The 12481-nt window shown below is 34.2% G+C and carries 13 protein-coding genes, 1 tRNA gene and 1 other RNA gene; 12 read left to right on the forward strand and 3 right to left on the reverse strand.

Annotated elements, in window-relative coordinates; all coding sequences use genetic code 11:
• Window positions 1-77: 77 nt before the first annotated feature.
• Both tldD and A9G17_RS10700 read left to right on the forward strand, forming a co-directional pair.
• Window positions 78-1535 carry a metalloprotease TldD gene (gene tldD, locus A9G17_RS10695; RefSeq protein WP_065738694.1) on the forward strand — a complete coding sequence of 486 codons (1458 nt, stop codon included), beginning with the start codon at window positions 78-80 and terminating at the stop codon, window positions 1533-1535.
• Window positions 1536-1564: 29 nt separating this feature from the next.
• Entirely contained in the window at window positions 1565-2233 is a 669-nt protein-coding gene (locus A9G17_RS10700; RefSeq protein WP_065738695.1) for a DedA family protein, read from the forward strand.
• Between the two features lie 33 nt (window positions 2234-2266).
• Here the strand turns inward: A9G17_RS10700 and rnpB are convergent.
• The 3 genes from rnpB to A9G17_RS10715 form a co-directional block, all read right to left on the reverse strand.
• An RNA gene (gene rnpB, locus A9G17_RS13500) (RNase P RNA component class A) lies at window positions 2267-2655 on the reverse strand.
• 201 nt (window positions 2656-2856) lie between these two features.
• A complete protein-coding gene (gene bamE, locus A9G17_RS10710) occupies window positions 2857-3219 on the reverse strand; it encodes an outer membrane protein assembly factor BamE domain-containing protein (protein WP_065738696.1) in 363 nt (120 codons plus the stop codon).
• Window positions 3220-3359: 140 nt separating this feature from the next.
• Window positions 3360-3680 carry a helix-turn-helix domain-containing protein gene (locus tag A9G17_RS10715; RefSeq protein WP_065738697.1) on the reverse strand — a complete coding sequence of 107 codons (321 nt, stop codon included), beginning with the start codon at window positions 3678-3680 and terminating at the stop codon, window positions 3360-3362.
• A 178-nt stretch (window positions 3681-3858) separates the two neighbouring features.
• Here A9G17_RS10715 and A9G17_RS10720 point away from each other — a divergent pair, with 178 nt between their 5' ends.
• The 10 genes from A9G17_RS10720 (at window position 3859) to rpsO (ending at window position 12284) form a co-directional block, all read left to right on the forward strand.
• Window positions 3859-4215 carry a DNA-binding protein gene (locus A9G17_RS10720; RefSeq protein WP_065738698.1) on the forward strand — a complete coding sequence of 119 codons (357 nt, stop codon included), beginning with the start codon at window positions 3859-3861 and terminating at the stop codon, window positions 4213-4215.
• A 69-nt stretch (window positions 4216-4284) separates the two neighbouring features.
• The gene (gene proQ / locus A9G17_RS10725) at window positions 4285-4833 is read left to right on the forward strand and encodes an RNA chaperone ProQ (protein ID WP_065738699.1); all 549 of its coding nucleotides are present in this window, start codon (window positions 4285-4287) and stop codon (window positions 4831-4833) included.
• A 9-nt stretch (window positions 4834-4842) separates the two neighbouring features.
• Window positions 4843-6918 (forward strand): carboxy terminal-processing peptidase, encoded by a 2076-nt coding sequence (prc, locus tag A9G17_RS10730; RefSeq protein ID WP_065738700.1) that lies wholly within the window; start codon window positions 4843-4845, stop codon window positions 6916-6918.
• Window positions 6919-6980: 62 nt separating this feature from the next.
• A complete protein-coding gene (locus tag A9G17_RS13505) occupies window positions 6981-7043 on the forward strand; it encodes a hypothetical protein (protein WP_442903434.1) in 63 nt (20 codons plus the stop codon).
• Between the two features lie 72 nt (window positions 7044-7115).
• Window positions 7116-7203, forward strand: a tRNA-Ser gene (locus tag A9G17_RS10735).
• 151 nt (window positions 7204-7354) lie between these two features.
• Window positions 7355-8248, forward strand: coding sequence for a 50S ribosomal protein L3 N(5)-glutamine methyltransferase (prmB, locus tag A9G17_RS10740; protein ID WP_065738701.1), 894 nt, complete (start codon window positions 7355-7357; stop codon window positions 8246-8248).
• Between the two features lie 28 nt (window positions 8249-8276).
• Window positions 8277-9350, forward strand: coding sequence for a chorismate synthase (gene aroC / locus A9G17_RS10745; RefSeq protein ID WP_065738702.1), 1074 nt, complete (start codon window positions 8277-8279; stop codon window positions 9348-9350).
• Window positions 9347-10099: a TSUP family transporter gene (locus tag A9G17_RS10750; protein WP_065738703.1), complete on the forward strand. Its 753-nt coding sequence runs from the start codon at window positions 9347-9349 to the stop codon at window positions 10097-10099. The genes aroC and A9G17_RS10750 overlap by 4 nt, the downstream gene beginning before the upstream one ends.
• An 842-nt stretch (window positions 10100-10941) precedes the next feature.
• Window positions 10942-11865 (forward strand): LysR family transcriptional regulator, encoded by a 924-nt coding sequence (locus A9G17_RS10755; RefSeq protein WP_065739151.1) that lies wholly within the window; start codon window positions 10942-10944, stop codon window positions 11863-11865.
• 149 nt (window positions 11866-12014) lie between these two features.
• The gene (gene rpsO, locus A9G17_RS10760; protein ID WP_025316125.1) at window positions 12015-12284 is read left to right on the forward strand and encodes a 30S ribosomal protein S15; all 270 of its coding nucleotides are present in this window, start codon (window positions 12015-12017) and stop codon (window positions 12282-12284) included.
• Window positions 12285-12481: the final 197 nt, after the last annotated feature.

Consider the following 12481-nt stretch of genomic DNA (forward strand, 5'->3'; position numbering starts at 1 on the left):
ACGTTTCAGTATAAAAATAACATAATAATGGTTATATATCAAAAATATAGCATTATAAATTAAAATTTAAGGAATTTATGATAGTAACTCAAGTGAGTGAACGGCTACTCAACCCTAATAACTTAAGCCAACGTGATATTTCACATTTGCTTGATATGTTAAGTTCAAGGCAAATTGATTTTGGTGATTTATACTTTTTATCTGGTTATTACGAAAGCTGGGTACTGGAAGATAGCATTATTAAAAATGCTTCGTTCCATCGTGATCAAGGTGTTGGCGTTCGTGCAGTTGTTGGCGAAAAAACTGGTTTTGCTTATACTGATCAGCTCTCTTTAAATCGTTTAGAACAGAGTGTATTGGCAGCCAATTCAATCACTAAACAACAAACTCCAATTGTTGTCACACCTTTTAAAACGGCTAAAACGGTACCAATGTATGCATCAATCAATCCAATTAACTCTTTTTCTCAAGAGCAAAAGATTGCATTGTTACGACATATTGATCAGTTAGCAAGGTCAATTGACAAAAATGTAATTGAAGTATCAGCCAGTTTAACTGGTAGTTATGAAGATATTTTGATTGCAGGTACTGATGGTACACTATGCGCCGATATCCGTCCATTAGTACGTTTATCTGTATCGGTCATTGTCGAAAAAGACGGGAAACGTGAACGTGGTGGTAGTGGCGGTGGTGGTCGTTTTGGTTATGAGTATTTTTTAAATATTAATCCTAAAACGTCTGAAAGCTTTGCTGATAGTTATACTCGAGAAGCGGTAAGATTAGCATTAGTTTCATTGTCTGCTAAAGCTGCCCCAGCAGGTACAATGCCAGTAATTTTAGGTGCGGGTTGGCCAGGAGTACTACTTCATGAAGCGGTAGGGCATGGTTTAGAAGGCGATTTTAATCGCAAAAATAGCTCGGTATTCTCAGGAAAAATTGGTGAAAAAGTCACGTCAGAACTCTGTACAATTGTAGATGATGGAACAATTGAAAATCGCAGGGGGTCATTATCAATTGATGACGAAGGTACCGTAAGTCAAAAAACCATTCTTATCGAAAATGGTATTTTAAAAGGTTATATGTTTGATAAGACTAATGCTAAATTGATGAATACACATTCAACCGGCAATGGTCGTCGTGAAGGATATGCATGCTTACCTATGCCAAGAATGACTAACACTTATATGTTAGCTGGAGAATCTACTTTCGACGATATTATCAATAGCGTTGACTATGGCCTTTATGCACCTAATTTTTCGGGTGGTCAGGTTGATATCACTTCTGGTAAGTTTGTATTTTCAACATCAGAAGCCTATTTAATTGAAAAAGGAAAAATAACTACGCCAGTTAAGGGCGCAACGTTAATTGGTTCTGGCATTGAAACCATGCAACAAATATCGATGGTAGGGAATGATCTCACATTAGATTCAGGTGTTGGTATTTGTGGCAAAGCTGGACAGAGTGTTCCTGTAGGGGTTGGGCAACCCACTTTAAAAGTGGATAATTTAACCGTTGGCGGAACGATTAATAACTAATAATTATAAATATATGGGAAATTAAATAGATGGAAACATTCATCACTCTTTATCATGCTTTTATTAACATGGATATTGCAACACTATCAAATCCGAATGTGCTTTGGACGCTTTATGGTATGTTATTTGTCGTCATTCTATTAGAAAATGGCGTATTGCCAGCAGCATTTTTACCTGGTGATAGTTTATTATTCTTAACTGGTGTTTTGATTAGTCTTGATGTTTTTCATTTTGGTTTAATAAATGTTATTTTAATTGCTGGGGCAGCTTTAGGTACTTGGTTGGGTTATGCACAAGGTCTTTGGTTGGGTAACACTAAGCTAGTAAGGGGGTGGATGGAACATGTGCCTGAAAAATATCATAAAAAATCAGAGGTATTATTCCATAAATATGGATTACAAGCTCTATTTATTGGACGATTTATTGCTTTTGTACGAACGTTATTACCGATGATGGCGGGATTATCAGGCTTGCATAGTCGAAAATTTCATATTTATAACTGGATCAGTGCGACATTATGGATTTTCTTAATTGTGACATTAGGTTATTTATTTGGTTTATCACCAGTTTTTAATAAATATGAAAAACAAATTATGTCTCTTCTTATGTTGATTCCTGTTTTTTTATTAGTACTAGGATTAATTTTCTCACTATGGCTTGCATTTAAACGTTGGTTAGCAAAGAAGAAGCAATCTTAAAATTTAATATTGAAGATAAATTTATAGAGAAGAGGGTGAAATTAACCGATAAGCCGGGTTCTGTCGTGGACAATCATTCCTCTAGGCTAATACTCACGTATTAGCTCAAGCAGTCTACCCGGATTCAACGCGGGCCGCGCCAATGAATCCCTATTTGACCTTGCTCCGAGTGGAGTTTACCGTGCCACAACTGTTACCAGTTGCGCGGTGCGCTCTTACCACACCCTTTCACCCTTACCTGTACTTATAAATAAGCCATCGGCGGTATACTTTCTGTTGCACTAGTCGTGAATGTATGCTCACGCCAACATTCCCCAGGCGTTACCTGGCACTCTGCCCTATGGAGCCCGGACTTTCCTCCCCTCTGTTTGTCTCCTTTTTACAAAGGACTACAACAAAGCAGCGATTGTCTGGTTAATTTCGCCAATGAGTATATCTTAATGTATGATTTTGTCCAGTAATGTCTGTTTTTAAATAGGCAGGTGGGTAAAGTATATACTTTTTTAAACTGATATTGCCAGAAAAGATAGGATCATATTAAGTGAAGCCTTAATCATTAAACTTGCTTACTCTAATAGCACATTATAACAATGTGCTATCGTTATTAAATAAAGTAAGTTTAACTACCACCTTTTTTGTTCATGATTTTCATCATAATTATACCAAGTTACAACACCTTTCGAAATGATAACTTCCAGTGTACCACTGATAGTATTAGATTGGGTCTCACCAATAATTAAATGGCTGGTTGAACTCTTTCTAATATATTTGTATGTCCATTGTACTTCATCAGAATTAATCACTTTCTTACTTACTGGCTCACCAAATAATGATATTATTTGTGATTCAGTTGTTGAACCTTCAACTATACTACTAACTTTGTCTTTACTTAGTGGTGTACCTTGTTCAATAAAATTATTTTGTGAACAACTCGATAATATTATTATTGAGAATAAAGCGATAAAGAACTTATTAACATTTTTCATTATATTGTAGCCTGATAATTAATATTATTTCTCCATGAATATGAATGATAGCATATGTTTAGTAACGTTCAAGATCAACTAAAATTTAATCTATAATGAATATAGAAAATATTTTATTTCTATATGTTTCTATAGTTTCATCATTCTTTATTAATTTTTTTTCGTTTACTTGTTGATTTTCGCTTTTTCTTCTTCTTTGTGGTGGATGTAAGTCGTAATACGCGTTTTATCGGTTCGTTGGTGATTGAATCAATATAACGGCTTGGCCAAATTTCATAAGGCTCCACATCTAGTGCTTGGGCAATAATAAACTCTCCTTTCGTCCAAGGTCGAGCTAAAGCATTACTAAGCGTTGATGAACTTAGACCTGATTGTCGAGATAGATTTGCAAGAGTTGTACCCTTCTTTTTTAGTGCGGCAATAATGTCTGCAGGATGCCAATCACTAGAATTTATTTTCATTTTTTATTTCCTCTTTGTTTATAACCTTATATATCTATGTTATGCTTTGATGTTACTAAAACAAGTAAGTTTATAATCTAACTATAGTTATTTATGATTTCTTGTTTCTTATTTATTGTATCAAAGTTTCTTTAATTTCTGTATTTTTTTCTTATTGTGTTAAAATGGGATAATAAAAATGAAAGAATGGTTCTCATCAAAAGAGCTATTAAGTATTGCCGGGATGCCATCAACGATACAAGGTGTTAATCGTAAAGCAAGATCTGAAAATTGGACTGCACGTAAAAGAACGGGTGTTCGAGGAAAGGCTTTAGAATATCATATCAATAGCTTACCTCTTAGTGTCAAAAGAGTATTGTTTCTTGAAGAAGAAAGTGCTACTTATGTTGTTCCGCCAATTGACCCATTACAAATATGGATGACAGCATTTGAACAGTTATCTGTTGAAGAAAAATCAATTGTTATATCATGGTTGATGCGAAATGGTATTAAAGATTTTATAAGTTTTATCAATAAACATAAAAAAGATAGTTAGTGTTATTGCGCAAGCTGCGATATACTTTAACGCTAGTAAAAAATCAATTTAGTTGCTATGGAATAAACAATGGAAAGTCAGTTTCAATTAACAAATAGTAAAGATATTATTGCATATTTAGCTCAACAATTTCCAAATTGTTTTACTCTCGAAGGTGAAGCGAAACCTCTAAAAATTGGAATTTTTCAGGATATCCTTTCACGCTTGGATAGTGAAGCACTAAGCAAAACAAAACTTCGCGTTGCTTTACGCGGTTATACCATGAGTTGGCGTTATTTATACAGCATTAAAGAAGGAGCTCATCGTATTGATTTAGATGGAAATCCAGATGAGATTATAAGCAAAGAACAAATGGAATATGCCCAACAACAGCTAAAAGAAAGTAAGCAGAAAGCAAAAGAGCGTTTAAAAGAACGGACACAAAAAGAAAAACGTAAAAATCCACGCCCGCCTGTGAAAAAAGCTAAGGCTTTAAAAGTGGGTGACTATGTTAAAGTAATATTAGGCAATAAACCGTTAAAAGTACAAATTATTAATATTGAAAAAGAGCATATCAAAGTAAATGTTGGCTCTGGAATGGAATTAACTGTTAAACCTGAGCATATTATTACTAAATAGAGAATTTGAATGAATAAATTACTCAAAGGTACCATTAAATTAAGTCTTGCATTATGTATTGTAAGTCTGAGTGTCCAGGCTAAACAATCTGCCACCGAACCATTACCAGTACTTAAACAAGATGATGTACATCAAGTTGTTGCTAAGCGAGTAACGAATTTTTTTACTCAAGCGCATTATCGTAACTTTGCACTAGACGGTGTATTTTCAGCTAAAATTTTTGATCGCTATTTTAAAATGCTAGATGGTAGTAAAGCGATATTTATTCAAAGTGATGTCGATACTTTCCGCAATCGGCAAGAGTTATTAGGTCAAGAATTATTCGATGGTAATTTAAAAACTGCTTACGATATCTATAATCTTGCAATGCATAAACGTTATGAGCGTTATAAGTATGCACTTAAAATTTTACAATCCCCAATGGATTTTTCTACCGACGATGAAATTGATTTTAATCGTGAAGATATATCTTGGCCAACCACTGAAAAAGAGCTCGACTCTTATTGGGATAAACGCGTTAAATATGACGAACTTAGCTTATCTTTATCTGGCAAAGATGAAAATCAAATTCGAGAAACGTTAACTAAACGTTATAATCGAGTTTTAAAAACCATTGAACAATCAAATAATGAAGATGCTTTTCAAGTATTCATGAATGCATTTGCGCGAGAAATTGATCCCCATACCAGTTATTTAGCACCACGCAAAAAACGTGATTTTGATTCTGAAATGAGTTTATCTTTTGAAGGTATCGGTGCAACGCTTAGCCAACAAGATGATTATACAGTAATCATGTCTTTTGTTACTGGCGGTCCAGCTGAGAAGAGTAAATTGATTGCCGTAGGTGATAAAATCATTGGTGTTGGGCAAAGTAATTCTCCAATAGAAGACGTAATTGGTTGGCGTTTAGATGATATCGTTGACAAAATTCGTGGTCCTAAAGGAACAGTCGTTAAACTCGAAATATTGCCCGCGGGTAATAACAGCAAACCAAAAGTTATTGAACTTACTCGAGATAAGATTCATTTTGAAGATCGTGAAGCAAAATTAAATATTGTAGATAATCAAAGAGGAAAAGTTGGTGTTATTGATATACCAAGTTTTTATATGGGTTTAACCGACAAAGTTGAATCGCTTTTATTGGAAGCCAATAAAGCTAAGTTACAAGGTTTGGTTATCGATTTACGCAATAATGGTGGAGGTTCTTTAGCTGAAGTTATCTCTTTGACTGGGCTTTTTATTGATTATGGACCAGTAGTTCAAGTTCGCGATAATCTTCAAAAAGTTATTGTTTATGATGATAAAAATAAAGGCATTGAATATACAGGCCCGATTGTTGTAATGGTTAACCGTTATAGTGCTTCTGCTTCTGAGATATTTGCCGCGGCATTACAAGATTATGGCAGAGCTGTAATAGTTGGTGAAACAACTTATGGTAAAGGGACGGTGCAAACCTCTCGAAATATTGCTTATCAAACTGATGCTAGACTTCATCCTAATTGGCCAGAGCTTGGTGGTGTTCAGTATACCGTGCAAAAATTTTATCGTATCAATGGCGGTAGTACACAACTTAAAGGTGTCGAGCCTGATATTGAAATGAGTAAAACTAAATATGATGATGAAACTGGTGAACGTTTCTTAGATAACGCTATGCCATGGGATAAAATTCCATCATCTGAATATTTAACTCTAACTAATATAAAAACAATATTGCCTTATTTGAAGTCCGAACATTTAGCACGAATTTCAAATAATCCAGAGTTTATCTATATTGATCAAGATATTAAAGAGCTTAATGATAAAAAAGATCGTCGATATATTGTGTCTCTCAATAAAAAGAATCGTGAAACAGAACAAAAAAGTTATGAGGATCGCGATTTAAAAAGAATGAATGAACGTTTAGCTCGAGAAGGCAAACCTCCTATTACTAAATTAGAAGATTTACCTAAAGATTATAAGCAACCTGATGCTTATCTAAACGAATCAGTTGAAATATTGTTGGATTTGATATCTAAATACCCAAATATTGACGATAAAAAATCAACTCAAGAGATTATTTCACTTAGATCACCTATTAAAAACTAGGTTAATAAATATTAAAACGATTGGAGATAATAAACATGTGTACAGATTTGAAATACGCTTTAATGACGACAACTGCAATTGTATCGGTTTTGATTGTGTTTGGCGCCATTGTTTGCATGAATTAAAAAAGCTTGATTAATTCGCTTGGGATTATTATAGTATGCAACCTGCTCTTCTAAAGCAGGTTGTAAATAGATGGTGAGGTGTCCGAGTGGTTGAAGGAGCACGCCTGGAAAGTGTGTATACGGCAACGTATCAAGGGTTCGAATCCCTTCCTCACCGCCATATTAATTTTTAGTTATTGGAAGTGAAAAGCCTTTTGGTTCAATGTGATTGTTATTAGTCACTTTCAATATTAATTTAGTGCATTTCCTCATTATAATGTGATCGGAAGTGACGAGTAATACCTTCCCTCTCCTTAATCATTGGAGCCATTATGGAAAATTTACGCACGGTTCAGGATTTTATACGCTGGACATCATCACAACTTAGTCTATCAGATGTTTTCTTAGGTCACGGAACAGATAATCCTATCGATGAAGCTAAACAACTTATCTTAGCCACTTTGGGTTTATCATTGTTTATTCCTACCGAATTTTATTCTGCAAATCTTACTAATGACGAAAAACAAGAGCTTTACGATATTATCCAAAAACGGATTAGTGATCGAGTGCCAACACCATATTTAACTAATCAAGCTTGGTTTTGTGGACACAGTTTTTACATTGATGAACGTGTATTGATTCCACGTTCTCCGATTGGTGAATTAATTGATAATCGTTTCCAATCTTTATTAACACACTCACCCAAACAGATTTTAGATCTTTGTACAGGTAGCGGCTGTATTGGTATTGCTTGTGCTTATGCTTTTCCTGATGCACAAGTTGACATCACTGATATTTCATTAGAAGCGTTGGATGTAGCACAACAAAATATTGACTTGCACGAAATGAATTTTCGAGTTACACCAATGCTATCTGATTTATTCAATGATATTCCAGCAAAACAATATGATCTTATTGTTACTAATCCTCCTTATGTTGATAATGAAGATATGGACGATTTGCCTGATGAATTTTCCTATGAACCTAAATTAGCACTTGAAGCTGGATTTGATGGTTTAGACATCGTTAAACGAATTTTAAGTGATGCAATTAATTATCTATCACCACAAGGAATATTAGTTTGTGAAGTAGGAAATAGCTGGGTTAGCTTACAAGAGCAATATCCCCAAGTTCCTTTTAATTGGTTGGAGTTTGAACGTGGCGGATTAGGTGTTTTTTCTATCACGCGTGAAGAATTAATTCAATATCATTACTGTTTTAAATAAGCTGTTTTTAATATACGGAAAAATTATTATGGCTGGAAACTCAATTGGAAAATTATTCAAAGTTACAACATTTGGAGAGTCACATGGCATTGCTCTAGGTTGTGTTGTTGATGGCGTTCCGCCGGGTCTTGCTTTGACTGAATCAGATATGCAATATGATCTTGATCGTCGCCGTCCTGGTTCATCGCGTTATACCACTCAAAGGCGTGAAGCTGACCAAGTAAAAATCTTATCAGGCGTTTTTGATGGAGTAACAACGGGAACCAGTATCGGCCTATTGATCGAAAATACCGATCAACGTTCACAAGACTACAGCCAAATTAAGGATATTTTTAGACCGAGTCATGCTGATTACACTTATCAACATAAATATGGGATTCGTGATTACCGAGGAGGAGGGCGTTCTTCCGCGCGTGAAACTGCTATGCGAGTTGCGGCAGGTGCAATAGCAAAAAAATATTTGCATGAAAAATTAGGGATTACCATTCGTGGCTATCTAGCTCAAATGGGTGAGATAAAATGTCAATTGAAAGATTGGCAACAAGTTGAAAAAAATCCATTTTTTTGTGCAGATGAAAGTAAACTTGATGAGTTAGATCAATTATTAAGATCATTAAAAAAAGAAGGCGATTCAATCGGTGCTAAAGTTTGTATTGTTGCTGAAAATGTACCAGTTGGTTTAGGTGAGCCTGTTTTTGATAGATTAGATGCCGAACTAGCTCATGCACTCATGAGTATTAATGCTGTAAAAGGTGTGGAAATTGGTGATGGTTTTGATGTTATCAATAAACGTGGCAGTGAAAATCGTGATGAAATAACACCACAAGGTTTTTTATCTAATCATGCTGGTGGTATTTTGGGTGGAATTAGCTCAGGGCAAACTATTTTAGCCAGTATTGCATTAAAACCAACGCCGAGTATTGAAATTGCTGGTCAATCAATTAATATTCATGGTGAAAGTGTTGAAGTATCAACACATGGTAGGCATGATCCATGCGTAGGTATAAGAGCCGTGCCAATTGCTGAAGCAATGGTCGCTATTGTTTTAATGGATCACTATCTTCGCTATCGCGCTCAATGTAATGATGTAAATGAATTATGAGTTATGAACTACTTTTATTATTATTTGCTATTGCTGCTTTAGCTGGATTTATCGATTCAATTGCTGGTGGTGGAGGATTATTAACCGTACCGGCATTATTGGCGGTTGGTTTACCACCAGCAAGTGCATTGGCCACCAACAAATTGCAAAGTTGTGGTGGTTCATTTTCTGCGAGCCTCTATTTTATACGGCAAAGGATGGTTGATTTAAATCAACAAAAATGGGCAATTGTAGCGGCTTTTGTCGGTTCAGCCATCGGTACAATATCGGTAATGCATATTCAAACCGATTTTTTGAAATTATTGCTGCCAATATTAACGATTAGTGTAGGGTTATATTTTTTATTATCCCCAACGATTGGTGAAAGTGATCGTAAAAGTCGTTTTTCTGTTCTCCAATTTGCTCTTATTCCTGCTTTAGGTATTGGCTTTTATGATGGCTTTTTTGGACCAGGTGCCGGGTCATTTTATGCTTTAGCATATATTACATTGGCAGGATTTAATCTAACCAAAGCTACCGCCCACACTAAAGTACTTAACTTTATCTCAAATTTAGCTGGATTACTGTTTTTTATTATGGGCGGGCAAGTGGTATGGTCGATTGGTCTTGTCATGCTGGTTGGGCAGTTTATTGGCGCAAGGTTAGGCGCTAAAATGGTTATTGCTAAAGGGCGTAAATTAATAAGACCAATGCTTATTACGGTTTCTACTATTATGAGCATTAAACTGATTTATGAAAATTTCTTTTAAAACATGTCGTTCAATTTGTTGAATCCTGTATAACAGCAAAAAAGAGATATTGCAAAATTTATATAAGGTTAGTTTGCGATTTAAGTAGTAACAAACTTACTACAATAATCGCAAAAGCGATTATGTTTTATAAAACCAACCTTTTTAACTTGTTTTAATATTGAAATGTCGATTGATTTTAAATAAATTATTAGAACAATAAACTCCACGATAAAATAAAAAATCTAAAATTAACCAATATTATTCTTAAATCCTGTCTTTTACTCAAATTTCTCAATAATGTTTTTCAAACTTTCCTGCAAATAATAAATGAAATTTACCGAAGTCTATATTACAAGTTGTTATTTAAAACAAATTGACGAGTTTCCAGCTTATAAAATAGGAATCGAATACTTAAACAAAACCAAGAGTTTATTCCTATGTGCATAGGGACAGTCCAATTTTAACCTATTGTTTTATCTTTAAAATAGAGCATGCAAATTTGCACCAACTTTTTTGTGTTTTTTAAGCGATCTTATAATTTTATAATGTCATCGGAGTTAAATAGGATATAAGCCGAAAATATTTATTTTTCACAATATATATCTATTTAGAACTATTGTAAAAAAGTTTGAGGTCATGCCTATGTTTCAGTAAAAATTTATTAATAGTATGTTTCATACATTCTATCGAATCATCTTTTGATAAAGATTATCTAAAGTTTAAATCCAATGGCATAAAATTCATTGCATACAATTTTTATTATGTAAGTTATGATGTATAGGATATTTTAGATAAGCAAATAATTATAAAGCTTGTTTAATTTAACCTATTTTACTTTTGACGATAATCTATTTGATGTTATGAAATTACAACAATTACGTTATATTTTAGAAATTGCTCGCTCAGGTTCAATTAATGAAGCGGCTAAAAATTTATATATTACTCAACCGAGTTTATCAACTGCCGTAAAAGAGTTAGAGGCTGAATTTGGCATTGAGATTTTTGTTCGAACATCAAAAGGGGTCTCACTTTCAACTGATGGTGTAGAGTTTTTAGGGTATGCTAAACAAGTTTTAGATCAAGCTGAACTATTAGAACAGCACTATGCTAAAAAAGAGCCTTCTAAACAGCTGTGTAGCATTTCAACTCAGCACTATGCTTTTGCGGTAAATGCATTTGTTAATTTGATTAAAAAAAATCACACAGATGAATATGAATTTACCTTAAGGGAAACCCGAACTTACGATATTATTACTGATGTGGCTAATTTACGTAGTGAAGTTGGTATTTTATACATTAACGATTTTAACCAAAAGGTTATCTTGCGTTTATTGAAAGAACATCGGTTAACCTTTAACCCGTTATTTGAAGCAGATCCTCACGTATTTATCAGTACCAATCATCCTTTATCTGATATGAAATCGCTAACGTTAAATGATTTAGAAGAGTATCCTTACTTATCGTTTGAACAAGGTGAGTATAATTCGTTTTATTTTTCGGAAGAGATTTTGAGTACGGAATACCATAAAAAAAGTATCCATGTTAGCGATAGAGCAACTTTATTCAATCTACTACATGGCCTGAATGGTTATACTATAAGTACTGGAGTATTAAGCAAGGATTTAAATGGCTCTGATATTTTATCTATACCGCTCAAAGTCAAAGAAAAAATCTTAGTAGGATGGATCACATCTCAAAAAGTACAATTGAGTATGTCGGCACAAAATTATATTGAAGCACTTAAAAAACTCATTCAAGAAGAATATGGCTTTACTCTCAAGTAATACCAATGCAAAAGGAACAAATCAAATTGCTATTTCAGTAAATTCTAGTATAATTGCGCACGATTCATATATCTAATATATGAATATCGAGGAGTGTCTGAATTAGAGATCGGTCATTCCATATTTTATGTTAATTTAAGAGGTTTATTATGTCTCTAACTGTAGAAGCTAAAGCGAAAATCGTTGCCGACTTTGGTCGTGGTACTAACGACACTGGTTCAACTGAAGTTCAAGTTGCACTTTTAACTGCACGTATTAATGACTTACAAGGTCATTTTTCTGAACATAAGAAAGATCACCATAGCCGTCGTGGTTTGTTACGCATGGTATCTAGCCGTCGTAAATTATTAGATTATTTACGTCGTAAAGATTTCGATCGTTATAGCCAATTGATTCAAAAATTAGGTTTACGTCGCTAATTTATAATCTACTTGGAAAGAGGCTTAGGCCTCTTTTTCGTTGTGAAAAATTAGGGCTCTGATATAATGCTGAGCTCAAAAGTAAAAGATTATATCTCATGTTTCGCGCGACTAATGAGAGCTCTATAATTTATAGATTTGTCATTAGTCGTGACAGTGAAATAATCTTTTGTTGATCATCCCCACATTGTTGAAGT

It is taken from the genome of Gilliamella sp. wkB7, from assembly GCF_001693435.1.
Lineage (GTDB): Bacteria > Pseudomonadota > Gammaproteobacteria > Enterobacterales > Orbaceae > Gilliamella > Gilliamella apicola_N.